Source organism: Corynebacterium frankenforstense (assembly GCF_030211955.1).
Taxonomy (GTDB): Bacteria; Actinomycetota; Actinomycetes; order Mycobacteriales; family Mycobacteriaceae; genus Corynebacterium; species Corynebacterium frankenforstense_A.
The window spans coordinates 83,268-109,249 of sequence record NZ_JASODI010000003.1; the positions used below are offsets into that span (position 1 = coordinate 83,268).

A 25,982-nucleotide genomic window follows, 5' to 3' on the forward strand; every position below is an offset into this window, starting at 1 on the left:
GGGCCGCGCCGCCGGAGCACCGCGGCCTCCCGGTCAACCCCGTCAGCCGGGGATGTAGACCGGCAGCCAGCCCATGCCGGCGATCCAGGCCAGCAGGAGCATCGGCACCACGAAGTAGACGATGAGCGGGACGAACATCTTCGTCGGGTTCGCCTCCGCGATGGCCGCCGAGAGGTAGATCGGCGCGCCGACGGGCGGAGAGGCGCCCTCGGTGGAGGTGCACAGCAGCACGACGATGATCGCCAGCGTCGGGTCGGCGCCGACGGCGGTCAGCGCGGCCACCGCGGGCGCGCCGATCGCGGCGGCCGTCGCCGTCGAGGACAGCGGGGTGGCCACGACGATGACCAGGGCGCAGACCAGGGCGACCATGAGCGCGCGCGGCAGGTCCAGCGAGTCCAGCCAGCCGGAGAGCTGCGGGCCCACGTCGAGCGACTCCATCACCTTGGCCGCGGCCAGGGCGGAGAACAGCGAGATACCCACGGTGGCGAACTGCGGGGCGTCGCGAAGCAGCTGGACACGGAAGTGGGCGTTGTTCTGCCGGATGCGGTTGGCGCCCTCGAGCAGCGCGATGATGGTGATCAGGATCGGCACCCACACGATGATGGAGATGGCCTTCACGCCGTCGCCGCCGATGCGGGCGTCAGACTTGAGCCACTCGGCCAGCGGGCCGATGGTCAGCACGACCGGGATGATGATGCCGATGAAGATCAGCGGCGAGCGCCACCCGGCGCGCATGGCGTCGGCGAAGGAGGAGCGGTCGGACTTCGGGGTGGCAGGCACCTTGTCCATGCGCGTCCACGCGAAGACCAGCAGCATGCGGTAGAGAACGGCCCAGCCGCCGGCACAGGCCAGGGCGACATACGTCGACGAGGCGGTCGCCCCGGCCGCGGCGGGCAGGGCGAGGATGATGAACATCGTGGAGTTCGGCGGCAGCGCCACCCCCAGTCCGGAGTTGCCGGCCAGCAGCGTGGCCGCGCGTTCCTTGGACCAGCCGGTCTGCTTCATCCAGGGGATGGTCACCGAGCCGACGGTGGCGGCGTTGCCCGCGGTGTTGCCGGCGATCAGGCCGATCATCGCGGAGCCGAGCGTCGAGACGTAGGCCGCACCGCCGCGCAGGCGGCCGAAGATCGAGTTGAGGATGGAGATCAGCCGGTCGATCAGTCCCGTGGACTGGACGATGATCCCCATGAAGACGAAGGCCATACCGGCGAAGGTGACCTCGGACTGGGCGGCCTCGACCACGCTGTCCCACAGCAGGCGGGGTGCGTCAGTGCCGCCGAATAACGAGATGGCCAACAGGGCGGCGAGCAGTGACTCGGCGATGTCGCGTTTGAAGCCGACATTGAGCACCACCGTGACCGCGATGAAGACCAAAAGGGCGAGGATACCCATCGTTGCTCCTCATGTTCGTCTGAAAACGTGGTGCCGGTCACGTTAGCATGTTACGTGCTACATCTACTACGCGGCGTCCCTACGACCACCCCTGTCACGGGGTTTTTGCCCCCGCCCACCGCCGGGGCGAGAATGTCCAGGTAACTGCCAGACAACCGTGAGCGCCTCGCGCCCACGCCCCAGGCCAGGAGAACTGAAACCCCCGTGACCACCGCGACCGACACCCCAGTGCACCCCGTCGACCGGGTGCCCACCCCGCCCAAGCTCGCGGCCCTGGGCCTGCAGCACGTCCTCGCCTTCTACGCCGGCGCCGTGATCGTGCCGCTGCTCATCGCGTCCTCGCTGAAGCTGGACACGGCCACCACCGTCCACCTGATCAACGCGGACCTTTTGACCTGCGGCCTGGCGACGATCATCCAGTCGGTGGGCGTCGGCAGGCACGTCGGCGTGCGCCTGCCCATCGTCCAGGGCGTGACCACCACGGCCGTCGCCCCGATCATCGCGGTCGGCCTCGGCGCCACGGACGGCGCGGGCGGCACCGCCGCGCTGCCGACCATCTACGGCGCCGTCATCGTCGCCGGCGTCTTCACCTTCCTGGTCACCCCGGTCTTCGCCCGGCTGCTCAAGTACTTCCCGCCCGTGGTCACCGGCACCGTGCTGCTGGTGATGGGCACCTCGCTGCTGGCCGTCTCGACCAACGACTTCGTCAACTACGCCGAGGGCACCCCCGCCGGCCGCGACCTGGCCTACGCCTTCGGCACCCTGCTGATCATCGTGCTCGCCCAGCGCTTCCTGCGCGGCTTCCTGGGCACCCTGTCCATCCTCATCGGCCTGGTCACCGGCACCGTCGTCGCCCTGATCCTCGGCGACGCGAACCTGGACGCCGTCGGCGACGCGAGCGTCTTCGGCATCACCACCCCGTTCTACTTCGGTGTCCCCCGCTTCGACCTGATGGCCTGCCTGGCCCTGATCATCGTCATGATCATCACCATGGTGGAGACCACCGGCGACGTCTTCGCCACCGGCGAGATCGTCGGCCGGCGCACCCGGCGCGAGGACGTCGCCCGCGCCATCCGCGCCGACGGCATCTCCACCACCCTCGGCGGCGTGCTCAACTCCTTCCCGTACACCTGCTTCGCGCAGAACGTCGGCCTGGTACGCATCACCGGCGTGAAGTCGCGCTGGGTGGCCGCCGCCGCGGCCGGCTTCATGATCGTCCTCGGCCTGCTGCCCAAGGCCGGAGCCGTGGTCGCCTCGATCCCCGCCCCGGTGCTCGGCGCGGCGTCGCTGATGCTCTTCGCCAACGTCGCCTGGGTCGGCATGCAGACCATCGGCAAGGCCGACATGTCGGACAACCGCAACTCGGTGATCGTGACCACCGCCCTCGGCCTGGCCATGCTCATCACCTTCCGCCCGGACGTCGCCGAGGTCCTGCCCGCCTGGGCGCAGACCTTCTTCTCCTCGGGCATGTCCACCGGCGCGATCACCGCGATCCTGCTCAACCTGCTCTTCTTCCACGTCGGCAACCAGTCCGGCGGCGAGGTCGCCCGCGGCCACTCGCTCGCGGAGGTCAACGAGTTCAGCCGCGAGGAGTTCGTCGAGGCCTTCAAGCCGCTGTTCAACAACCGCGTCTGGCCACTCGAAGTCACCTGGGAGTCGCGCCCCTTCGAGTCCGTGGACACGCTGCGCGAGGCCGTCCAGGTCGCCGTGCTCTCCGCCGACCCGGCCCGCCGCGAGGAGCTCATCCACGACTACCCGGACATGGCCGAGCTGCTGCTCGTGGACGACGACGAGGCCGCGCAGATCTCCCGCGACCGCGGCTCGCTGGCCCTGGGCGACATCGACGACGTCGACGCCGAGCGCCTGCGCCGCATCTCCGCCGAGTACCGCGAGCGCTTCCACATGCCCTTCGTCGCGCTCCTGGACACCACCGACAGCGTCGACGACGTCGTGCGCGACGGCGTGCGCCGCCTGGCCAACTCCGACGAGCAGGAGCACCGCGTCGCACTCAGCCAGATCGTCGAGATCGCCGGCGACCGCTTCGACATGCTGCTCGCCGACGCCAACCCGGTGCGCTCCTCCTGGGACCGTAAGTTCACCGAGCTGGACTGAACCCCGTACGCCTGAACCCCGTACTACCTGGCCCGGCGGGCGGGCCCGCGCTCTATAATTCCGTGACATGCACGGTATTGATGCTCGACGGGTGCGCACCCGCCATCTCGCCCAGGCCAAGGCCCAGGGCACCAAGATCACGGCCCTGACCAGTTATGACGCCCTGACGGCCGCCATCTTCGACGAGGCGGGCATCGACCTGCTCCTCGTCGGGGACTCGGCGGCCAACGTCGTGCTCGGCCAGGACTCCACGCTGGGGATCACGCTCGAGGAGATGATCACCATGGCGCGCGCCGTCGCCGGCGCCGCGAAGCGCGCATTCGTCGTCTGCGACCTGCCCTTCGGCAGCTACGAGGAGTCCGACGCCCAGGCGGTCGCCTCCTCGGTGCGCCTGATGAAGGAGACCGGCGTCGCCGCCGTCAAGATCGAGGGCGGCGTCGAGATGGCCCCGACCATCCGCCGCATCGTCGACGCCGGCATCCCCGTCGTCGCCCACATCGGCTACACCCCGCAGTCCGAGCACGCCCTCGGTGGCCACGTCGTGCAGGGGCGCGGCGACGCTGCCGAGCGTCTGCTTGCCGACGCCGCGGCGGTCACCGAGGCGGGTGCGTGCGCCGTGGTGCTGGAGATGGTGCCCGCCGAGCTCGCCGCCCGGGTGACCGCCGAGGTGGCCATCCCGACCATCGGCATCGGCGCCGGCGCCGGCTGCGACGGCCAGATCCTGGTCTGGACCGACGCCTTCGGCCTGGGGCGCGGGCGCGCCCCGCGCTTCGTGCGCCGCTTCGCGCAGCTCGGCGAGGACCTCCTCGCCGCCGCACGCACCTACGCCGACGAGGTGGAGGCCGGCACCTTCCCGGCCGCCGCCGAGAGCTTCGAGGATTCCAAGGAGCAGAACAAGTGAGCCCCGTCGTCACCCGTACCCCCGAGGAGCTGCACGCCGCGCTCGCCGAGCTGGACGGCACCGTGGGCCTGGTGCCCACCATGGGTGCCCTGCACTCGGGCCACGCCTCGCTCGTGGCGAAGGCCGCCGAGGAGAACGACCACGTCGTCGTCAGCATCTTCGTCAACCCGCTGCAGTTCACCGACCTCGGCGACTGCGACGACTACCGCAACTACCCGCACGACGTCGACAAGGACGCCGCCTTCCTCTCCGACAAGGGCGTCGACGTCATCTTCGCCCCCGAGCCGGAGGCGATGTACCCGCAGGGCGTGCCCGAGGTGTGGGTGCGCACCGGCCGGATGGGCGAGGTGCTCGAGGGCGCCTGGCGTCCGGGCCACTTCGACGGCGTGGCCACCGTGGTGACCAAGCTGATCAGCCTGGTGCGGCCGACGCGCGCCTACTTCGGCCAGAAGGACGCCCAGCAGCTGATGATCGTGCGCCGCATGGTCGCCGACCTGAACCTGGGCCCGGAGGTCCGCGCGGTGCCGATCGTGCGCGCCGCCGACGGCCTGGCCGAGTCCAGCCGCAACCAGCACCTCTCCCCTGAGGCCCGCTCCCGGGCGCTGGCCCTGCCGCGCGCCCTCGAGGCGATCGCGGAGGGCACCGACCTGGAGACCGCGCGCGCCGAGCTGGCCGCCGCCGAGGGCGTGGAGCTGGACTACCTCGAGGTCGTCGACCCGGCGACCTTCACCGCCGACCCCGAGGGCCCCCTCGCCCTCGGCGCGGTCCGCGTGGGCGGCACCCGCCTGATCGACAACCGCATCCTCGGGTAGGTCATCGGCCGGGACGGCTGACCGCGCGCCGGTCGCGCTCGTGCCATATCGTGGTGGGGTAATCATCGCCCGCGCGCCGCGGGTGACCCCGAAACGGAAAGGTGGTCGCACCGTGGCCGGCGGACTCGCAGCCCTCCTCGACGACATCTCCGTCATCGCGCGCAACGCCGCGGCCCAGGCCGACGACGTCGCCGCGGCGGCGGGCAAGACCAGTTCCCGCGCGGCGGCCGTCGTCGTCGACGACACCGCGGTGACCCCGGGCTACCTCAAGGGCGCCTCGCCGGCGCGCGAGCTGCCGATGATCTGGCGGATCACCAAGGGCTCCCTGGTCAACAAGATCGTCATCATCCTGCCGATCGCCCTCCTGCTCAGCTGGATCGCGCCCTGGGCGCTGACCCCGATCCTGATGTGCGGCGGCACCTACCTCGCCTTCGAGGGCGCGGAGAAGATCTGGGAGTACCTGCTGGGCAAGGGCCACGGCGCGGCCAGCCACCACGACGAGGGCGGCCGCAGCGAGGACGACGTGGTCAAGGCGGCCATCCGCACCGACCTGATCCTGTCCGCGGAGATCATGGTCATCTCCCTCAACGAGGTCGCCGACGAGCCGCTGTGGATGCGCGCGGCCGTGCTCATCGTCGTCGCACTGCTGGTCACCGGCGGCGTCTACGGCGTCGTGGCGCTGCTGGTCAAGATGGACGACGTCGGCGCGCACCTCGACCGCGAGTCCGACGGCGCGCTCGCCGCTCTCGGCCGCGGCATGGTCCACGCGATGCCGAAGATCATGACCGTGCTCTCCGTGGTGGGCACCTTCGCGATGCTCTGGGTCGGCGGGCACATCCTCGTCGTCGGCGTGGCCGAGTTCGGCTGGCACGCCCCGCACGAGCTGGCCGTCCACCTCGCCGGGCTCACCGACATCGGCGCGCTGAGCTGGCTGATCGACACCGCCTGCTCCGCCGTCGCCGGCTTCATCGTCGGCTCGGCGGTGGCCGGGATCGTCTGGGGAATCCAGCGCGCCCGCGGCCGCGGCCACAGCCCGGGAGCGGAGGCGCACGCCCACGCCTGAGGCCCCGCACCGGCGCTAGGCTGGTTCGCAACGGACCCCTACGAAGGAGCATCCATGAGCAAGATCGTCGTCGTCGGATCGATCAACGCGGACCTCAACACCCGCGTCGCCCGCCACCCGCAGCCCGGCGAGACGCTGATGGCCACCGGCGGCGGGATCACCGCCGGCGGCAAGGGCGCCAACCAGGCCGTCGCCGCCGCCCGCCTCGGCGCCGAGGTCGCGATGGTCGGCGCCGTCGGCCGCGACGCCTACGCCGGCCCGGCCACCGAGCTGCTGCGCGACGCCGGGGTGGACCTCGCCGCCGTCGCCGAGACCGACGAGACGACCGGCCTGGCCGTCATCACCGTCGACGCCGCCGGCGAGAACACGATCCTCGTCGTCGCCGGCGCAAACGGCACCGTCGACGCCGCCGCGGTCGAGAAGGCCCGCGACCTGATCGCCGGCGCCGAGGTCGTGCTGCTGCAGGGCGAGATCCCCGCCGAGGGCTTCGCCGCGGCCGTCGCCGTCGCCCGGGAAGCGGGCGTGCGCGTGGTGGTCAACCTGGCCCCGGTCATCGAGGTCGACCGCGGCGCGCTGCTGGCCGCCGACCCCCTGATGGCCAACGAGCACGAGGCCGGCCTCATCCTCGACCAGCTGGGCGCGGGCATCGACTCCGAGGACCCGGAGCACCTGGCCGCCGCGCTGCTCGAGGTGGGCTTCAACTCCGTGGTGCTCACGCTCGGTGCGGCCGGCGCGATGGTCGCCGACGCCGAGGGCACCACGGCGATCCCCACCCCGAAGATCGAGGCGGTGGACACCGTCGGCGCCGGTGACGCCTTCGCGGGCGCCTACGTCGCCCGCCTGGTGGCCGGCGACACGATTCGCGACGCCGCGCGCTACGCGGCCCGGGTGGGTGCCTTCGCCGCCACCGGGCGCGGCGCGCAGGCCTCCTACCCGCGCGTCGGCGACGCCCTGCCGGAGGTCTAGAGCGGCGCACCCCTGACCGGCGCGGTTATCGGGGCGGGACACCCGCTCGCTAGCATTGTCACGGTCGACACACCCGGGCTGGGATGTCGGCCCACGCACTGTCCCCGTCCCGAGGCCCTCCATGACCGCTGCCACCCCCACCCACACCCGGCGGATCGACGCCAGCTGGGCGATCTCCCTGTTCGGCACCGCCGTCGGCGCCGGCATCCTCTTCCTGCCGATCAACGCCGGCGCGTCCGGCGTGTGGCCGCTGATCATCGCGACCCTCCTGATCGGGCCGATGACCTACTTCTCGCACCGCGCGCTCGCGCGCATGGTCTGCGTCTCCCCGCGCAAGGGCGAGGACATCACCGTCGTCGCCAGCGACTACTTCGGCAACACCGCCGGCTGGGTGGTCAGCGTCCTGTACTTCGCGGCGATCTACCCGATCGTGCTCATCTACGGGGTGAGCATCACCAACACCGTCGACAGCCTGATCGTCAACCAGCTCGGCGGTCCGCAGATCAACCGCGTGCTGCTTTCCGGCCTGCTCGTCGGCTCGATGACCCTGGTGATGGTCTTCGGCCAGAAGCTCATGCTCGCCGTGACCCAGGTGCTGGTCTACCCGCTGATCTTCCTGCTCGGCGCGATCTCGCTGTACCTGGTGCCCTCCTGGAACCTCGAGGGCTTCTTCGGCGCGCCCTCGCCCTGGGTGTGGGCCACCGTCGGCGCGATCTGGCTGGTCATCCCGGTGCTGGTCTTCTCCTTCAACCACTCGCCGGCCATCTCGCAGTTCTCGCTGGCCATGCAGCGCACCCACGGCGGGAACGCCGCCCGGCGCGCCAGCGTCGTGCTCGCGGTCACCGCCACCCTGCTGACCGTCTTCACGATGTTCTTCGTGTGGTCCTGCTCGCTCGCGCTCGGCGCCGACGGGCTGGCCGACGCCCGCGAGGCGAACCTGCCGGTGCTCTCGCACCTGGCCAACGTCTTCGACAACCCCGTGCTGACCCACCTGGCGCCGGTCATCGCGATCGCCGCGATCGTCTCCTCGTACTTCGGCCACGTGCTCGGCGCAAGTGAGGGCGCGGCGAGCATCGTGCGCGGCGTCGTCAATCGTCCCCTGCCCGAGCGCGGGCTGCAGCTGGGCGTCTACGCGTTCATCTTCCTGACCACGTGGCTGGCGGCGGTGCTCAATCCGGGCGTGCTCGACCTGATCGAGACGCTCTCCGGGCCCGTCATCGCCGCGCTGCTCTACCTGATGCCGATGTACGCGATCCGCAAGGTGCCCGCGCTGGCGCCCTACCGCAGGCACGCCTCCAACGTCTTCGTCGTGGTGGCGGGCCTGGTGGCCATCAGCGCGGTCATCTACGCGATGTTCTAGATCCTCAGAGCGCCTTGACCGCGTCGACGACGAGGTCCCAGAAGCGCCCGTGGTCGAGCTTGACCGCCGCGGAGGTGTGGCAGTCGGCCGGCGCCGGCGCGCGCAGATCCGCGACCGTCATGCCGACGGTCAGCTCGCCGCGCAGCTCGACGTCGATGGGCATCTTCTGCGTCTGGACGATGCTCGGGTCGATCAGGTACGCCACGGTGCACGGGTCGTGGACCGGCGGGTCGTCGAAGCCCTGCGCCTCCCTGTAGGACTCTCGGAAGAAGCCGAAGAGGCCGACGACGAAGTCGCCGACGTCGGTGCCCAGCTCCCGGAAGCGATTTTCGACGTCGCGCGTGGCCAGCGCCTGGTGCGTCAGGTCCAGACCGACCATGACCACCGGCCACGGCTCGTTGAAGACCACGTGCGCAGCCTCCGGGTCGACCTTGATGTTGAACTCGGCGGTCGCCGACCAGTTTCCGGTGTGGTAGCCGCCGCCCATGAGCACGACCTCGCGCACGCGCTCGACGATGCGCGGCTCGAGGCGGGCGGCCAGGGCGATGTTGGTCAGCGGGCCGGTGGGCACCAGGGTCACGGTGCCGGGCTCCTCGGACATGATCGTGTCGATGATGTAGTTCACGGCGTGGCCGTCGGCGACCTCGATCTGCGGCTCGGGCAGCTCGAAGCCGTGGATCTCCATGCCGGTCTCGCCGTGGATGTCCCCGGCGACCTCGACCTCGTGGACGAGGGGGCGGGTCGCGCCGGCGTGCAGCGGCACGTCGGTGATCCCGGCGACGGTCATGACCTGGCGGGCGTTGTAGGTGACCTTCTGCAGGGTCTGGTTGCCGCCGACGGTGGTCACGCCGAGCAGCTCGATCTCCGGGTTGCCGGCGGCCAGGAGAATGGCCACCGCGTCGTCGTGGCCGGGGTCGCAGTCGAGGATGATCTTGCGGGTCATGGTCTTTTCCCTTTCTGTTTCGGTTCCGGTTCAGGCGGGGGTCAGTCGAGTTCCGCGGCGGCCGCGTTGTCGGTCAGCGACTCCGGCCGCGGGATGAGGAAGGAGGTCAGCAGCGCGGCGACCAGGATCACCGCGCCGGTGAGGATGCCGCCGGAGTAGCCGGCCGCCGTGGCGGCGGTGGTGCCGTCGGCGCCGGTCTCCGAGAGCGCCGTGAGCACGGCGAAGAGGACAGCGAAGGACAGGCCCGCGCCGAGGTTGAAGGCCGCGGCGTTCATGCCCGGCAGGTAGCCCGGGTTGTCCGCGGGGCTGAGCACGATGCCCAGGCCGTTGAGCATGATGTTGGAGATGCCGGCGTACGTCACGCCGACGAACACGGAGACCAGCAGCAGCGTCCAGGGGGCGGTGACCCCGACGACCCACACCCCGAGGAAGAGGCCGGCGACGGTGCCGACCAGGCCGACCTGGAGGATGAGGCGGTAGCCGAACTTCGCGGCCAGCGCGCCGGCGACCGGCCCGAAGACCAGGCCCGCGATCGCGTAGGGGGTCAGCGTCACCCAGGACACGGAGTCGGCGTCCATGCCGGCGCCGACGTTGGCGTCCTGGCCCAGGTTCGGGATCAGGCCGTTCATCACGGCGAAGACACCGGTCATGGTCAGCAGCGTGGTGGTCAAGAGCGCCCAGGTGCGCCGCTGGCGCAGGTAGTGCACGGGCACCAGCGGGTGGGCGACCTTCTTCTCCACGTTCCAGAAGACCACGGCGCCGGCCGCGCCGACGATGACGAGCACCGCGACGAGGAACCAGTTGGCCGCGGCCAGCTTGCCCGCCTCGTTGAAGGCGGTCAGCAGGGCGGCCAGCGCGATGACGGCGGGCAGCACGCCCGCCCAGTCCATCGGCGGGGTCTCGATCGCGGTGGACTCGCGGGTGCGCAGCCGCACGGCGATCGCGCCGGCGGCGGCGAAGGCGGCCATCACCCAGAAGATCGAGCGGAAGCCGAGGTGGGAGGCCAACCAGCCGCCGGCGAGGGCGTCGACGCCGGCGATGCCGCCGTTGACGGAGGTGATGATGGCCATCAGCAAGGCGTACTGGCCTTCCTCGGGCACCTGGACGCGCAGCATGATCAGCGCCATCGGCACCGTCGGGCCCGCCACGCCCTGGATGACGCGGGCGATGAAGAGGACCGTGACGTTCGGGGCGAGCGCGGCGAGCACGCAGCCGACCAGCATCACGGCCATCATCCCGACCAGCACGCGGCGCCGGCCGATGAGGTCCGCCCAGCGGGGCAGGAAGAGGGAGAACAGCGCGGCCGCGGTGAAGAACGCGGTCTGGGTCAGGCCGATCTGGGCGGCGGTGGCGTTGAGCTCCGTCTCCATCGTCGCCAGCGCCGGCGAGAGCATGGAGGCGTTGAGCTGGAAGGCGAAGACGGCGGTCATCAGCACCGCCACCAGCACGGCGGCCTGGCCTGCCGGCACCTTCGCCGGGGTGGACATCTCCGGGGTGGTCATCTGGGATCCCTTCTCCGGGGCCGTCCCGTGGACACCGCGCGCCGGGCCGGGACGGCAGGGCCCCGCGCGCCGGCGCCGGTCAGCCCGCGTACCAGCGGGGCAGCTCGGCGAAGTCGAGCACGTGCTCCTCGGGCACCTCGAAGGTCTCCTCGAGTGCGTCCAGGTCCTCGTCGTGCGCGGAGTCCGGCTCAGCTCCGAGCCGGTGCGCACCGTGGTTCCGGTGGTGCTCCATGCCTCCGGATCTTAGGCCTCCGGCAGGGGGCGGCGCCGCATGAACGCCGCGTAGATCGCGCCGGTGATGTTGTGCAGCACCGCCGCGACCGCGCCGGGCAGCGCGGCCTCGGACGCGAAGAACCGGGCGGACATGCCCGAGGCCAGGCCGGCCGACTGGGTGCCGATCTCGGCGGCCAGGGTGCGGTTGACCGTCTCCGGCAGGCGGAAGACCTTGCCGGTCAGGTAGCCCAGCAGGTAGCCCAGCGCGTTGTGGAGCAGCACAGCGATGAAGACGCCGGCGCCGATGCTGGCCAGCCGCTCCGCGTTCGCGCCGACGGTGCCGAAGACGACGCCGCCGATGAAGACGATGGAGACCACCGGCAGGACCGGCAGGATGCGGTCGACCAGGTCGTTGGCCACGGCGCGCACGATCAGGCCGCCGACGACGGGTGCGAGCACGGTCTCGACCAGGCTGAGCGCCATCGCGCCCGGGTCGACGTCGGTGCGGGTGCCGGAGAGCAGCAGCATCAGGATCGGGGTCATGACCGGCGAGACCAGCGTGGAGACACTGGTCATGGCCACGGAGACGGCCACGTCGCCCTTCGCCAGGTAGGCGATGACGTTCGAGGAGGTGCCGCCGGGCACCGAGCCCAGCATCAGCAGGCCGACCGCGATGCCCGGGTCGAGGCGCAGCACCTTGGCCACGCCGACGGCCAGCAGCGGCATGATCGCGAACTGGGCGACCACGCCGATGAACACGGGCGCCGGACGGGTGACCACGACCTTGAAGTCGGGCAGCGTCAGCGTCAGGCCCATCGAGAACATGATCACGATCAGGAACGCGGTGATGTGGTCGGTCAGCGGAATGAAGGGCTTGGGGAAGAAGAAGGCGATGGCGGTACCGAGGAGAATGAAAATCGGGAAGCCGGTCACAACAATTCGTGCACTGCGGTTGTCGGTCGCGCGGGTGTCCAGGTTCGTCTGGGTCACGGTATTCGCCTTCCTTCCGATGTATCAAGATGTGAGAACGTCTTCCCACTGTATGGATCACACTAGCCCTCGACACCCGCGCGAAGGACTGGCACGACGCCCTGCGCCAGGCCGGGGACCTCCTCGGCGCCGCCGGCGTCGCCGAGCCCGCCTACACCGACGCCATGATCGCCGGCCTCGAGGAACACGGCCCCTACATCGTCATCTCCCCCGGCTTCGCCTTCGCCCACGCCCGCCCCTCCGCGGCCGTCCACCGCACCGGCATCGCCTGGCTGAGCCTGGCCGAGCCCGTCGAGTTCGGCCACGCCAAGAACGACCCCGTGGGCCTCGTCGTGGCGCTCGCCGCCACCGACGACAAGGCGCACACCACCGCCATGGCCCAGTTGGCGAAGTTGCTGGGCAATTCCCGACGCCGCGCGGCGCTCGACGCCGCGCGCACCCCCGCCGAGCTGCGCGAGGCGCTCGACGCCGCGGCAGGCGCGGCGTCGTCAAGCAAACAGGAGCACAACACCCACAACAAGATCCTCACCGTCTGCGGCAACGGGCTGGGTACCTCGCTCTTCCTGAAGAACACCCTCGAGGACGTGCTCGACCGCTGGGGCTGGGCGCCCTTTATCACCGTCGAGGCCACCGACACCATCTCCGCGAAGGGCAAGGCCAAGGAGGCCGACCTCGTGCTGACCTCCGGCGAGATCGCCCGCACCCTCGGCGACGTGGGCATACCCGTCCACGTCATCGAGGACTTCACCTCCACCACCGAGATCGACGCCGCGCTGCGCGAGCTCTACGACATCTAGGCAAGGAGCCTGCACATGGACTGGCTGATCGCCATCCCCCAATTCCTCGTCAACGAGATCCTCTCGGTGCCGGCGTTCCTCATCGGCATCATCACCGCCGTCGGCCTGGCGGCCATGCGCCGCTCCGTCGGCCAGGTCATCGGCGGGGCCATCAAGGCCACGCTCGGCTTCCTGCTCATCGGCGCCGGCGCCACGCTCGTCTCCGCCACCCTCGAGCCGCTCGGCGTGATGATCCAGGGCGCGCTCGGCGCCCAGGGCGTGGTGCCCACCAACGAGGCCATCGCCGGCATCGCCCAGCAGCAGTACGGCTCCCAGGTCGCCTGGGTGATGATCCTCGGCTTCGCCGTCTCCCTGCTGCTCGCCCGCTTCACCCCGCTCAGCTACGTCTTCCTGACCGGCCACCACGTGCTGTTCATGGCGACGATACTCGCGATCATCCTGATCACCGCCGGCTACGACGACTGGCTGGTCATCGCCCTCGGCGCCGTGCTGCTGGGCGTCCTGATGGTCTCGCTGCCCGCCATCGCCCACCCGTGGACCCGGCGCATCGCCGGCGACGACTCGGTGGCCATCGGCCACTTCGGCACCGCCGGCTACCTGCTCTCCGGCTCCGTGGGCAAGCTCGTCGGCGGGCGCGGCAGGCACGAGAGCCGCTCCACCGAGGAGCTCGAGCTTCCCGACGGCCTGCGCTTCCTGCGCGACTCGATGGTCGCCACCGCCCTGTCGATGTCGCTGATGTACATCGTGCTGGCATTCCTGTCCATGGCCCGCCAGGGCACCGAGGCCGCCTACGCCGCCTTCCCCGACGGGGCGAGCGGCCCGGGCAACTTCATCATGCAGTCCTTCACCGAGGGCCTGCAGTTCGGCGTGGCCGTCGCCGTGATCCTCTTCGGCGTGCGCACCATCCTCGGCGAGCTAGTGCCCGCCTTCCAGGGCATCGCCGCCAAGGTCGTGCCCGGTGCGATCCCGGCGCTCGACGCCCCGATCGTCTTCCCCTACGCGCAGAACGCCGTGCTCATCGGCTTCATCTCCTCCTTCCTCGGCGGCCTGGTCGGCCTCGCGGTGCTCTCCCTGTGGCTCAACCCGGCCTTCGGCGCCGCGCTGATCCTGCCCGGCCTCGTGCCGCACTTCTTCACCGGCGGCGCGGCCGGCGTCTACGGCAACGCCACCGGCGGGCGCCGCGGTGCCGCCGCCGGCGCCTTCGCCAACGGCCTGCTGATCACCTTCCTGCCGGCCTTCCTGCTCGGCGTGCTCGGCGCCTTCGGCTCCGAGAACACCACCTTCGGCGACGCCGACTTCGGCTGGTTCGGCATCCTGATCGGCTCCGCCGGCAACGTCGGCGGCGTGGCCGGCCTGGTGCTCATCGTGCTGGTCGGCGCGGCCGTCTTCGGCCTCGGCCTGTTCAGCCAGAAGAAGCTGGTAGAGGGCGACTGGGATCCGACGCCCTGGCGCGAGAAGCCGGGCTCGGCGGCCCCCGCCGCGGCCTCCTCGGGCGCCGACGCCGACGGTGCGGCTGCCGGTACCTCGGCGAACTACCCCAAGATCGCGCCGCCGGCCGGCGCGCCCACCCCGCCCCCGGCGCCGGTGGACTGACCCGCCGCTGCCGTGAGTTCGGCTGGGCGGGGCCGGTTAGGCTGGGTCGCATGACCCAGCCCTTCCCCCGCCCCGAGATCCCCGGGGCCGCCGACGCCCAGGTCGCCGGCCCCGTCACCTTCACCGACCACGGCGCGCACCTGCTGTCCGCCGACTCGGCCACCGGCGAGCTGTTCTTCCTCTCCGCCGACGCCGACTACTCCCCCGGCTCCTCGATCCGCGGCGGCGTGCCCGTCATCGCCCCGTGGTTCAACGACCTGATCGCAGGCCGCGAGCCCGCCCACGGCTGGGCCCGGCGCCGTCAGTGGGACCACGAGCTGCACGAGGACGGCTACGACGCCTGGGTGACCTGGCGCGGCCTGCGCCTCGTGCTCACCGTGCGCGCCGCCGCCGACTCGCTGAGTGTGGGCCTCGACGTGCTCAACCGCGGTTATCACCACCCAGCCGGTCCAGCTGGCGCTGCACCCCTACTTCGCGGTCTCCGACGTCACGCAGGTCCTGGTCGCCCGCGCCGACGGGCGCACCTACGAGTTCGACGGCACGCTGGTCGACTCCCGCGAGCCGCACGCCGCCGTCGGCGGCCCGACCCGCATCATCGACCGGGCGGGCGGCCGCGAGATCGCCGTCTTCGACCAGGGCGCGGACCACACCGTGGTGTGGAACCCCGGCGAGGCCGACGCCCCCGGCGACCTGGACGCCGACGGCTGGCGCCGCTTCGTCTGCGTCGAGCCGGCCCGCCTGGGCACCCGCCTGCGCGGCTTCGCCCTGGCCCCGGGCCAGTCGGCGACCATCGGCATGCGCGTGGAGACCCGGGAGCTCTAGCCGCAGGTCCCGGGCCCGCGCGCCCTAGCGCACGTAGTCCGGGAACGCCTCGGGCTCCTCGATGGGCTGGCCGGCCGGGTTCATGTCGACGCCGAGGTCCTTGGCGAAGACGAGCCGGGTGCCCGTGTAGACCCCGTCGGCGTTCTCGTCGAGGTCGAAGACGCGCGCCCCGCGCATGGTGTGCATCGCCCAGGTGCCGTCCATCAGCCCGTAGGTGCCGAACCCGGTGCCCGGGCAGTAGCCCAGCTCCACGCCGAAGAAATTGCCCCGGAACGAGTTGATGTGGTCGTGCCCGCAGTAGATGCCGCGCACGTCCCCGCGCTCCACGACGGCCGAGTAGATGCCGGAGTTGAAGGAGCCGTGGTAGACGTCCTCCTTCTTGACGCCCTCGATGCCGTGGCGGCGCTCGGCACGCCCGTGGGCGACCAGCCCGTCCTTGCCCGGCCCGCCGAACCACATGTCGCGGTGCTCGAAGGTCGGGATGTGGAAGAACATCAGCGAGTCGACCCGATGCCCGCAGGCCCGCTCGGTACGCAGCGACTCCCCGCGGTACCACTCGATCTGCTGCGGGCGGATGTAGTCGTAGCCCGGCAGGTCCTCCTTGGACTGGCCGGCGACCTCGTCGGGCAGGTAGGAGCCCGAGTCCAGCAGCCACAGCGCGAAGCGCGGGTCGCCGGCGGCCGAGTCACCGATGACGAGGTGGACGTTCGAGTTGCCGTAGCCGCCGGTCTCGGCCGGCGAGTTGAGGTTGTGCCGGTAGCGGCGCACGAAGTCGACCATGTCCGGCTTGCTCACGTTGACCCCGGGCTCCTCGTTGGGGTCCTCGTCATGGTTGCCGAAGGTGATCGCCCACGGCACCGAGCGGTCCTCCATCGGGCGCACCACGTTGTTGAGCGCCTGGTAGACCTGCTCGTCCGTGGTCGGCCCGGAGGCGATCACGTCGCCGTTGATCAGCGCGAAGTCGGGCCGCTCACGGTCGAGGACGAGCCCCATGAACTCGATGGTGCGCCGGTCGGTCAGGTGGGAGTCCTGGGTGTCGTTGAACTGCACCACGCGGAACTTGCCGTCCGGGCGGAAGCGCAGGTCCGCCGCCACCGGCGCGCCCTCAGTCCCCGAGGACCCGGACGAGCCGGTCTCCCGTCCGGACGAGGACTGGGCGTGGGCGGTGCCCATCCCCAGTCCGGCGGCCAGGATCCCGGCGCCGGTGAGAAACCCCCGGCGATTTAGTGCGGACACGGTGCATGCTCCTTGTGATTGACGACGTCGCGCATGCACTGTAGGAAGCCGACGTTGCGGTGGCGTGAACCCCGGGTGAACGCTACTTCCGGATCGTGATCTGCCAGCCCGCGTCGCCCTTGGCGCGGAAGTCGGTGACCTCGTGGCCGTTCTCGGCGGCCCATCGCGGGATCGTCTCCGTGCCCTGGGTGCAGTCGAAGTCGATGACCAGCTCCTCGCCGGCGTCCAGCGAGTCGAGCGCGTCCTTGGTCTCGATCAGGGGGAACGGGCACACCGCCCCCATCTGGTCGAGAAAGTAGCGGCCCCGCCCGATCGCGCGGGCCTTGGCCTTCTTCTCGCCGGCCACCGTGACCAGCCCGGTGGCGACCTGGAAGTTGCCGGCGACGGCCGTGCCGTCGCCCGCGCCGGCAACGCGCCGCGGCGCGCCGACGGTGAGGGACTCGGCGACGCCGTGCGGCGGGGCTTCGTCAAGCACCTCGTCCTCGGCGGAGGTGGGTGCCGCTGCGGGCTTGAGCCACAGCTTGGCGGCCACGCCCACGCCGAGCGCGATGAACAGCAGCGCGACCCAGCCCTGGTAGCTGAACAGGGAGGTCTGGACCATGCCGTTGCCCACGGTGCAGCCGCCGGCCAGCGAGGCGCCCACGCCCATGCCGGCGCCGCCGACCACGGAGCGCACCGCCTGGGTGGCGTCGGGCAGGCGGACGCGGAACTCGCCGGTCGCGCGCGCCGCGAGGTAGGAGCCGACGAGGATGCCGAGCACCAGCATCACGCCCCAGTCCATGCGCTGCGGGTTTCCGGTGACCGTCCAGTTGGCCAGGTTGGCGCTCGGGGTGGTGATGCCGAGGCCGTCGTTGCGGCCGGTGGCCGCGGAGAGCGGCCAGGCGATCACGCCGAGCACGCCGACGGCCACCGCGGCGGCGTAGACGTGCAGCGGACGCCTCCAGCGCGGCCCGCCGAGGCTGGCGACCTTCGGCGCGGCGGCCTCCCGCTGCAGGAAGCGGTTGGCGGCCCAGCCGGTGAACAGGGCGAACGGGACGGCGAACCACCACAGCGAGACGCCGAAGGTGCTCGGCAGGTCGGTCCAGCCGGTGTCCCAGGAGCGCAGGAACTCGTTGAGGCCGCTCAGCGCGCCGGTCTTCATCGCGGCGGCGGACAGGCAGTACATGACCAGCGCGATCCACGAGCCGACCAGGCCCTCGCCCGAGCGGTACCAGGTGCCCGAGGCGCAGCCGCCGGCGAGCACGATGGCCATCCCGAAGATGAAGCCGCCGATGATCACCGCGGCGGGCTTGAAGGTGGTCGCCTCAGGCGCGATGACGCCGGCGCTGGTCAGCGCGGCGATGCCGACGGCGTGGACGGCGATGACGATGAACAGCGCGACGAGCGTGCGCCAGGAGCGCTGCAGGAAGAGGTCACGCAGCATGCCGGTGACGCAGAAGCGCCCGCGCTGCATGACGATGCCGAGCACGGCGCCGAGCGCCAGGCCGGTGACGATCATGGGTTCTCCTCTGGGGATCTTGCTCGCGGCTCCGGGTCGGGGCCGCGTTCAGGGAACGTCCGGGATCCTAGCCCGGTGCGGACGTCTTTGTCTAGTGATTCCAGACAATGCAGTCTATGCTCCACATAACATCCGGGGCGGAAGTCCGCGGACGGCGAGAAGGTTTGCCGGTTCGAACACAACCGAAGAATGAAGGAGGAGACCGTCCGTGGCCGCCGGTCCCGCGCCCCCGTCTCACCCGAGCCCGAACCCCCGGAGCCGATGCCCGCCCGCCCCGATCCGTGGACGCTGCTGACCTCCTCCTCCACCCCGGGCCCGCGCTGGCCCGGCGCGCTGCGCGCCGCCCTCGCCCTGCCGGGCGCGGCGGCGTTGCTGCTCGGCTTGGACAACGAGATGCTGCTCATCGCCGCCGGCGGCTTCACCGTCATCTACGGCGAGGGCCACCCCTACCGCACGCGCTGGCGCGTCATGGCCGTCGCCGGCGGGCTGATCGCGCTGGCCTCGGTCTCCGGCGCGTTCGTCGGCTCCGTGGCCTTCAGCCACCTCTCCGCCGGTGCGACGCACTGGTGGCTCGCGCTGCCGGCGATCTTCACCGCGCTGATCGCCACGATCGGCGCCTTCGTGCAGAACGCGCTGCGCCTGCCGCCGCCGGGCTCCTTCTTCATCGTCATGGTCGGCGGCGGCGCGACGATGGTCGCCCGCCTCGGCCTCAACCCCGTCGAGGTCGGCGCGTGGTCCCTGGTCGGCGCCTGCTCCGCCATGGTCATCGGCATGGCCCCGGCGCTCATCCACCGCCACCGCCCGGAGAGCCAGGCCGTGGAGACCCTCGAGCGCACCGTCGCCGAGTTCGCGAAGGCCCCGCGCCCGGCGGTGGCCAAGAAGCACCAGGCCGAGTCCGCCCTGCAGACCGCCTGGGTCAGCCTCTCCGACGCCGGTGTGGTCCGCGGCGGCCACGTCATCGACCCCGCCCGCTCCGAGCTGGCGCGCCGCACCGTCGCCGCGAACCGCCGCCTGGCGGGTCTCGACTCCCGCTTCGCCGGCACCGAGCAGTCCGAGGAGATGGAGGACTCCCCGGTCTACGTCGACCTCGAGCGCACCGCGATCCCGCACGCGCGCCCGACGGTCGCCTACCGCATCTACCGCTCGATCCACCCCTACTCGCACGCGACGATGACGGCGACGAAGGTCGCGCTCGCCTCGCTGCTGGCCGGTGCGATCGGCCTGGCCCTGCAGCTGGACCGCCCGGACTGGGCCGTGGTCAGCGTGCTGCTGACCCTGCAGTGGGGTCGCTCGCGCGTGCCGGGCACGATCCGCGGCGTGCAGCGCCTCGTCGGCTCCGTGGCGGGCATCGCCTTCTTCGCCCTGCTGCAGGCGACCGGCGTGGCGGGCTGGTCGCTGCTGGCGGTGCTGGCGGTCTGTCAGTTCTTCGCGGAGATCTTCGTGGTGCGCAACTACGCCTTCTGCGTCATCTTCACCACCCCGCTGGCGCTGCTCATGGACGGCGCGGGCACGGCGGCGCTGGGATCGGTGGTCGTCTCGCGCACCACGGAGGTCGCCCTCGCGGTGACCTTCGCGCTGCTGATGCTGTGGTTCTGGCTTCCCGACACCGAGCCGCGCCACCACGCCCGCCTGGTCGGGCGCTGCCACAAGGCGATGGGCTCGCTGCTCGGCGCGCTGCTGACCACCGAGCCTGCCGGGGCGCTGGCCGAGCGCCGCGACCTGCAGTACGAGCTGCCCTCCGAGCGCCGCGCCGCGCAGACCCTGGTCAACGACACCCCCGAGGCCGTCGAGAAGGAGTAGTCGCGCCACGTGGCCATCCAGCAGGCCGGCTACGCGCTGCTCGACCACTGCACGCGCAACGACGCCCGCGAGCTCACCCTCGACGAGATCACCGAGCTCTCCCGCCGCGTGCACGCCAGCGGCGACTGACCCCCTTCAATTGACGACGTCCCGCCGGTCGCCGGCGCGCGCATACGTGGGAGGTCTGGCACATGGGGCGTCCGGCGCGTGAGCGGGGCGGCACAGCCGCCCCGGGACGGGGACCCGACGGACGGGGAGGGACGCAGCCCGGGCGGGGCGCGGGGGCGTCGCCAATTGAGGGGGACTGACCCGGCGAAGTACTTTGCTGTTTCGCGGGACCGCGCCCAGGGTTGACGGGTTCCACGGTTGGCACACGCAGCGGTGCAGCAGTTTACTTCCCCCTCCCCTGCCCCTTATTCGTACACGTGAACCCGTCCTGTCGCGCCCCTCCTATACACTGCTCAGCGTAACCGGAAAGTCCAGCATCACCGCAGTTCAACGCCATTTCTCGGGGAGTGGAGAACGACCATGACCGGACGCAGAGACGCTCAGGAAAAGCCCGCACAAGACCCAAACACCAGTTCCACCGCACGTGTGAGAGACGCCACCGCGCCACCGCCGCCGAAGCTGATCGTGGACGGCCACGTGCCGCCGGCGGACGGCTCGAACCCGGCCTTCTTCTACTCGCACACGGACGTCACCGACCCGATCGCCCTGGCCGGTCGCGAGGCCCGCCGTGCCGTGTGGCGGATATGGATGGACAACCTGCCGGGCCCGGACGAGCAGCTGGAGAACTACGCCGCCCGGATGTCCGCGGCCACCGGCGAGAGCCACTTCACCATCAAGGACTCCTACATCCCCGGCCTGGGCAGCCTCAGGGAGAAGCTGCCGAGGCTCGTCGCGCTGCAGGAGATGCTCGCGCACGTCTCGATGGTCAGCCTGCGCAAGATCGGCGAGCGCGTGAGCATCATCGACTCCCCCGAGGCGCTCGCACGGATCGACGCGGGCATCACGGACTTCCTGACGCCCACCGCGCCCCGGCAGTCGATCCCGACGACCAGGCAGATCACCAAGAAGATCAACGAGCTGATCAACCTGTTCGACCCCGAGGTCTTCCTCGACGACGACACCATGGTCGACGAGGACCCGGTGGCCCCCGGCGCCTTCGGCATCGACGACCGCAAGCCCGGGGTCACGGAGTTCTACCTGACGCTGCCCAAGGACATGGGCCAGCTGCTGATGAAGAAGGTGGACGCCTACGCCTTCCATTACGACTGCTCGCGGGCGACCGCGTTCCACGAGCTGCTCGCCAAGTCGGGCAAGGTCAGCGTGGCGATGAACCTCTACACGGCCAAGGACATCGAGAACGCCCCGGTGTGGATGCCGGGTGCCGGCTGGCTCAACGAGGACGCCGACAAGCGCTGGCGGTCCATGATCACCACCTACCGCGACCTGGACGAGGGCCGGCTCGAGGAGACCCAGGCCCACGACGCGACGGCCGGGCTGAAGGCCTGGACGGCCGGGGTGCACGACAGCTGCGCCGCGCCGAGCTCGACCACCGAGACCGAGGGCACCCAGATCGAGCACCGCGTCCCGCACGAGACAGGCGGGCCGACGGCGCTGGACAACCTCTCGCGGCTCTCCCAGCGCTGGCACAATCTCAAGACCGAGGGACACGTGCGCTACCTGGCGGACCCGTCGACCGGGATCACCGTGTGGTGGACCGACGAGGGACACTGGACGGTCAGCGTGCCGGAGGGCCCGCTCAGCCCGAAGGGCGCGCGCTTCGCCCGCTCGGTCGGCGAGTACCGCGCCGAGAAGGCCACCCGCCGGCGCGCGGCGGCCGAGGCCGCCCGGCACCGCCGCAACGCGGGGCTGGGCTACGACCCCCTGGCTCCCCCGCCGTTCTGATGGGCGGCGTCATCGTTGCCGTCGCTCCCCCACGTTCGGGGGCCGTGATGTGTGCGACATTCGGGCCCACCGCCGCGGGCAGGCATAATCAGCCGGGTACCTGTACTCCACCGCCCGCGCAGCGCACCGCGTCTTTTCCCCGCAGCACCGCACGACCGCACGCAGACGCGCCGACGGCGCGGCGCGCGGGCGTCGTCAAGCGGGGGCGACGCCGGGGCCCCGGGGGCGAGGAAGGGACCGTCCCCGGTGCCCGAACAACCCCGCAAGAGCCGGCCCGAGGTGCACGAGCGCAAGCTCGTCCACCGGCTGCTCTCCCAGACCCGCTCGACCTCCGTCGGCATCTACCCGCACGACATCCACCCCGGGCTGGTGCCCGGCATCAGCGTCGACGACCAGCGCAACAGCTTCGGCGTGGACCGCTTCGTCTTCAGCGTGACCGCCGCGCTGATCGTCGCGTTCATCGCCTGGGGCATCATCAGCCCCGACAGCGTGGCCGCCACGGCCGACACCGCCTTCTCCTGGGCGATGGTCAACGCGTCCTGGCTGCTCAACGTCGTGATGATGGTCGGCATCGGCGCGACGGTCTACCTCGCCTGCTCGCGCTTCGGGCGCATCCGGCTGGGCACCGACGACGAGGAACCCGAGTTCAGCCGCTTCTCCTGGGTGGCCATGATGTTCGGCGCCGGCATCGGCGTGGGCATCTTCTTCTTCGGCCCCTCCGAGCCGCTGTCCTACTACCTGACCCCGCCGCCGCACACCGTCGACCCGGAGACCCCCGAGGCGCTGCACCAGGCGATGGCGCAGTCGCACTTCCACTGGGCCGTGGCCGCCTGGGCGCTCTACGCGCTGGTCGGCGGCGCGCTGGCCTACTCCTCCTACCGGCGCGGGCGCCCGGCCCTGCTCTCCTCGGCGTTCCGCTCGCTGCTGGGCCCGCGCGCCAACGGGGTGCTGGGGCGCGTCATCGACATGCTCGCGATCTTCGCGACCGTCTTCGGCACGGCCGCCACGCTGGGGCTCTCCGCGATCCAGATCGGCCAGGGCGTCGAGATCGTCTCCGGCGCCGGCCCCCTGGGAAACAACGCGCTGATCGCGATTATCACGGTGCTGACCTGCGGGTTCATCCTCTCAGCGGTCTCGGGCGTCTCGCGCGGCATCCGCTACCTGTCCAACACGAACATCACGCTGACCCTCGCGCTGGTCGCCTTCGTCTTCCTCGCGGGCCCGACGCTCTTCCTGCTCAACCTCATCCCCTCGGGCATCCTGACCTACTTCCAGGAGCTGCCCGCCATGCTGGGCAAGTCGCTGTCCTGGGGCGAGGAGACCATCGACTTCCAGTCCGGCTGGACCTCCTTCTACTGGGCCTGGTGGATCGCCTGGACGCCGTTCGTCGGCATGTTCATCGCGCGCATCTCCCGCGGGCGCACGCTGCGCGAGTTCGCCGTGGTCACCCTCGCGGTGCCCAGCCTGATCCTGGCGCTGGCCTTCACCGTCTTCGGCGGCGCAGCGATCACGCTCTCCCGCGAGGGAGTGGCCGGCTTCGACGGCTCGGCGACCCCGGAGCAGGTGCTCTTCGCGCTCTTCGACACCCTGCCGCTGGCGCAGCTGACCCCGTTCATGCTCATCTTCGTCCTCGCGGTCTTCTTCATCACCTCCGCGGACTCGGCGTCGGTGGTCATGGGCACGCTCTCCTCGCAGGGCGACACGGCCCCGAAGAAGCTGGTCGTGGTCTTCTGGGGCCTGGCGATGATGGGCATCGCCGTGGTCATGCTGCTCACCGGCGGCGAGGACGCCCTGTCCGGCCTGCAGTCGCTGACCATCCTCATCGCGCTGCCGTTCTCGGTGGTGCTGCTGGCGCTCGTGGTCGCCTTCATCAAGGATCTCTCGACCGACCCGGCGGCGCTGCGCCGCAGCTACGGCGCCGCGGCGGTCAAGAACGCGGTCTACCGCGGCCTCGCCGAGTACGGCGACGACTTCGAGCTCGCCGTGCGCCGCTCCGAGAAGGGCATGGGCGCCGGCGCGGCCTTCGACTCCACCTCGGAGGACTACACGCAGTGGTACCGCCGCACCGACGAGGAGGGCCGCGACGTCGGCTACGACTACACCTCGGGCGAGTGGGGCGACGGCTCCCCCGACGCCGAGCACCCCTCGGCCTACCCGGAGGGCGACGAACGCCGCGAGTGAGCGGCACTCATGCGCCCCAGGCCGTAAGCTCAAAGGCATGATCGAGAAGACCCCGCGGCGCCGCGCGACCGACGCCGAACGGCAGCGCACCTCCGATCTCCTCGCCGAGGCCATGAGCCGCGGCCAGCTGACCGTCGAGGAGTTCGAGGAGCGCTCCGCCGCCGCCTTCAACGCCCGCTTCGCCGACGAGCTGGACGGCCTGCTTGACGACGTCGCGCCCGAGGCGCCCGTGGCGCGTGCCCGACGTGACGAGCCCGACCGGGTGCACGACGCCGTCGCGCATGCGCGCGACCAGGTCGGGCACTCGGTGCAGAACGCCAGCGGGTTCTCGCTGGGTATCCTCGGCGGCACCGAGATGAAGCGCTGGACCTGCGGGGAGGCCCACCTCTCGCTGGCGATCCTGGGCGGCACCGAGCTCGACCTGAGCGACGCGCGCCTGGAGAGCCACTCGACCACGATCACGGCCATCGCGATCTGCGGCGGCATCGACGTCTTCGTGCCCGAGGGCGTGCGCGTGGTCTGCGACGGCGCGGGCGTGCTCGGCGGCTTCGAGGTCTCCACCGACCGGCGGGTGCGGGTGCACCAGTGGGAGCTGCCCGACGACGCCCCGGTGGTGCGCGTGACCGGCCTGGCGCTCATGGGCGGGGTCGAGGTGAAGATCGTGCCTGCGGGAGGGCTCCCGTGAGCCGACCCCGTCTGACCGGGCTGGACCTGGCCCGCGGGCTGGCGGTGCTCGGCATGATGGTCGCGCACCTGGGGCCCAAGGGCGGCTGGATCGAGACGGCCACCGACGGCTTCCCCTCGGCGATGTTCGCTGTGCTGGCCGGCTGCTCGCTGTCCCTGATGAACACGCGCGCCGACGCGGAGGGCGGGCCGGCCGTCGCCCGGGCCCGCTTCCGGGCGCTGGTGCGCGGCCTGCTGCTGATGGCCGCCGGCGTGGTGCTCGGCTTCTTGCCGACGACGATCCTCATCGTGCTGGTGCCCGTGGGCGCGATCTACGTGCTGCTGGGCCCGCTGACCCGCTGGCGCACCTGGGCGCTCGCGCTGACCTTCGTGGGGCTGACGCTCTTCAGCGGGCTGGCGGCCGTGGTCACGGGCTTTTCCGGTGGCTACCCGCCGCTGGCCTGGCTGGCCTACGGGGTCTTCGGCATGCTGCTGCACCGGGTGTTCTTCGCCGCGCGTGAGTGGGCGGTGGGCACCGCGCTACTGGGTGCCGCACTCGGGGTGGCCGGGCTGGTGCACCGGCACCTGGTGGGCCCAGGAGAGCTCGGGGTGAGCACGGGCGTGGTGGAGGCGTACCTCTCCCCGGTCGGTCACTCCGGCGGGGTGCTCGACGTGCTCTACTCGTGCGGCGTGGCGGCCGCGCTGACGGGGCTGTGCCTGTGGATCTGCCGCGCGCCTGCGCCGCGCCGGGCGGTCTTCCCGCTGCGCGCGGTGGGTGCGATGGCGCTGACGGTCTACGTGCTTCACGTGGTGACCGCGACCGTCCCACTGAGCGGGATCTTCGACCGGCCCGAGGTCGCCGACGCGGTCCCCTACTCCTCCGAGCCTTACTCCCCCTACGGCGGCAAGGACTTCGACGAGTTCCGCGAGGAGGTCTCCCGGCTGGACGACTGGGAGGACTGGAGCGCCTACGAGTCGCGGCTCTTCGAGGAGGCCTACACCGAGCAGACCGGGCAGGCCCCCGGCGAGATCGCGGTGCCCGCGCAGAACGGTCACCCCTTGTGGCTGGCCGGATCGGTGCTGGTCGCGGTGGTGGGCTGCCCGCTGTGGCGGCGCCGCTTCGAACGCGGCCCGCTGGAGGCGCTGATGCGGCGGACGATCGACCGGATCGCCGCAGAGGACCTGCCGGCGCGGCCGGGGAGGCGCATCTCGGACGCGCGCTGACCC

Annotated in this window: 21 protein-coding genes; 14 read left to right on the plus strand and 7 right to left on the minus strand. The window is 71.3% G+C overall.

Annotated elements, in window-relative coordinates:
- Positions 1-42: 42 nt before the first annotated feature.
- Positions 43-1,392 (minus strand): TRAP transporter large permease subunit, encoded by a 1,350-nt coding sequence (locus tag QP119_RS02515; protein ID WP_284773474.1) that lies wholly within the window; start codon positions 1,390-1,392, stop codon positions 43-45.
- A 204-nt stretch (positions 1,393-1,596) separates the two neighbouring features.
- Between QP119_RS02515 and QP119_RS02520 the strand changes: the two genes are divergently transcribed.
- From QP119_RS02520 to QP119_RS02545, 6 genes are all read left to right on the plus strand, one after another.
- Positions 1,597-3,504, plus strand: a complete 1,908-nt coding sequence (locus QP119_RS02520; RefSeq protein WP_284773476.1) for a solute carrier family 23 protein — start codon at positions 1,597-1,599, stop codon at positions 3,502-3,504.
- 67 nt (positions 3,505-3,571) lie between these two features.
- On the plus strand, positions 3,572-4,405 hold the full coding sequence (panB, locus tag QP119_RS02525) for a 3-methyl-2-oxobutanoate hydroxymethyltransferase (RefSeq protein ID WP_284773477.1): 834 nt from the start codon (positions 3,572-3,574) through the stop codon (positions 4,403-4,405).
- A complete protein-coding gene (gene panC, locus QP119_RS02530) occupies positions 4,402-5,217 on the plus strand; it encodes a pantoate--beta-alanine ligase (RefSeq protein WP_284773478.1) in 816 nt (271 codons plus the stop codon). The genes panB and panC overlap by 4 nt, the downstream gene beginning before the upstream one ends.
- A 112-nt stretch (positions 5,218-5,329) precedes the next feature.
- Positions 5,330-6,280: a DUF808 domain-containing protein gene (locus QP119_RS02535; protein ID WP_284773479.1), complete on the plus strand. Its 951-nt coding sequence runs from the start codon at positions 5,330-5,332 to the stop codon at positions 6,278-6,280.
- Between the two features lie 54 nt (positions 6,281-6,334).
- Positions 6,335-7,246 (plus strand): ribokinase, encoded by a 912-nt coding sequence (locus QP119_RS02540; protein ID WP_284773481.1) that lies wholly within the window; start codon positions 6,335-6,337, stop codon positions 7,244-7,246.
- 121 nt (positions 7,247-7,367) lie between these two features.
- Entirely contained in the window at positions 7,368-8,606 is a 1,239-nt protein-coding gene (locus QP119_RS02545; RefSeq protein WP_284773482.1) for an amino acid permease, read from the plus strand.
- 4 nt (positions 8,607-8,610) lie between these two features.
- Here the strand turns inward: QP119_RS02545 and QP119_RS02550 are convergent, their stop codons facing one another.
- The 4 genes from QP119_RS02550 to QP119_RS02565 all read right to left on the minus strand — a co-directional run bounded on the left by QP119_RS02550 (position 8,611) and on the right by QP119_RS02565 (position 12,254).
- On the minus strand, positions 8,611-9,549 hold the full coding sequence (locus QP119_RS02550; protein ID WP_284773484.1) for a nucleoside hydrolase: 939 nt from the start codon (positions 9,547-9,549) through the stop codon (positions 8,611-8,613).
- A 41-nt stretch (positions 9,550-9,590) separates the two neighbouring features.
- Positions 9,591-11,051, minus strand: coding sequence for an MFS transporter (locus QP119_RS02555; RefSeq protein WP_423777743.1), 1,461 nt, complete (start codon positions 11,049-11,051; stop codon positions 9,591-9,593).
- A gap of 79 nt (positions 11,052-11,130) precedes the next feature.
- Positions 11,131-11,283: a hypothetical protein gene (locus tag QP119_RS02560; protein WP_284773486.1), complete on the minus strand. Its 153-nt coding sequence runs from the start codon at positions 11,281-11,283 to the stop codon at positions 11,131-11,133.
- Between the two features lie 11 nt (positions 11,284-11,294).
- Positions 11,295-12,254, minus strand: coding sequence for a bile acid:sodium symporter family protein (locus QP119_RS02565; protein ID WP_284773488.1), 960 nt, complete (start codon positions 12,252-12,254; stop codon positions 11,295-11,297).
- Between the two features lie 56 nt (positions 12,255-12,310).
- Between QP119_RS02565 and QP119_RS02570 the strand changes: the two genes are divergently transcribed.
- The 3 genes from QP119_RS02570 (at position 12,311) to QP119_RS02585 (ending at position 15,466) form a co-directional block, all read left to right on the plus strand.
- The gene (locus QP119_RS02570; RefSeq protein ID WP_284773605.1) at positions 12,311-13,051 is read left to right on the plus strand and encodes a PTS sugar transporter subunit IIA; all 741 of its coding nucleotides are present in this window, start codon (positions 12,311-12,313) and stop codon (positions 13,049-13,051) included.
- 15 nt (positions 13,052-13,066) lie between these two features.
- The gene (locus QP119_RS02575) at positions 13,067-14,644 is read left to right on the plus strand and encodes a PTS ascorbate transporter subunit IIC (protein WP_284773490.1); all 1,578 of its coding nucleotides are present in this window, start codon (positions 13,067-13,069) and stop codon (positions 14,642-14,644) included.
- 402 nt (positions 14,645-15,046) lie between these two features.
- Positions 15,047-15,466, plus strand: a complete 420-nt coding sequence (locus QP119_RS02585; protein ID WP_284773492.1) for a hypothetical protein — start codon at positions 15,047-15,049, stop codon at positions 15,464-15,466.
- 24 nt (positions 15,467-15,490) lie between these two features.
- Here the strand turns inward: QP119_RS02585 and QP119_RS02590 are convergent, their stop codons facing one another.
- Together QP119_RS02590 and QP119_RS02595 are read right to left on the minus strand one after the other, a co-directional pair.
- On the minus strand, positions 15,491-16,702 hold the full coding sequence (locus QP119_RS02590) for a metallophosphoesterase family protein (protein ID WP_284773493.1): 1,212 nt from the start codon (positions 16,700-16,702) through the stop codon (positions 15,491-15,493).
- An 82-nt stretch (positions 16,703-16,784) separates the two neighbouring features.
- Positions 16,785-18,200, minus strand: coding sequence for a YeeE/YedE thiosulfate transporter family protein (locus tag QP119_RS02595; protein ID WP_284773494.1), 1,416 nt, complete (start codon positions 18,198-18,200; stop codon positions 16,785-16,787).
- 189 nt (positions 18,201-18,389) lie between these two features.
- Here QP119_RS02595 and QP119_RS02600 point away from each other — a divergent pair, with 189 nt between their 5' ends.
- From QP119_RS02600 to QP119_RS02620, 5 genes are all read left to right on the plus strand, one after another.
- Positions 18,390-20,000, plus strand: coding sequence for an FUSC family protein (locus QP119_RS02600; RefSeq protein WP_336620397.1), 1,611 nt, complete (start codon positions 18,390-18,392; stop codon positions 19,998-20,000).
- A gap of 594 nt (positions 20,001-20,594) precedes the next feature.
- On the plus strand, positions 20,595-21,911 hold the full coding sequence (locus tag QP119_RS02605) for an HNH endonuclease signature motif containing protein (RefSeq protein WP_284773495.1): 1,317 nt from the start codon (positions 20,595-20,597) through the stop codon (positions 21,909-21,911).
- Positions 21,912-22,217: 306 nt separating this feature from the next.
- A complete protein-coding gene (locus QP119_RS02610) occupies positions 22,218-24,092 on the plus strand; it encodes a BCCT family transporter (protein WP_284773606.1) in 1,875 nt (624 codons plus the stop codon).
- Between the two features lie 37 nt (positions 24,093-24,129).
- Positions 24,130-24,777, plus strand: coding sequence for a DUF1707 SHOCT-like domain-containing protein (locus QP119_RS02615; RefSeq protein ID WP_284773496.1), 648 nt, complete (start codon positions 24,130-24,132; stop codon positions 24,775-24,777).
- Positions 24,774-25,979 carry a DUF418 domain-containing protein gene (locus QP119_RS02620; RefSeq protein WP_284773497.1) on the plus strand — a complete coding sequence of 402 codons (1,206 nt, stop codon included), beginning with the start codon at positions 24,774-24,776 and terminating at the stop codon, positions 25,977-25,979. The genes QP119_RS02615 and QP119_RS02620 overlap by 4 nt, the downstream gene beginning before the upstream one ends.
- Positions 25,980-25,982: the final 3 nt, after the last annotated feature.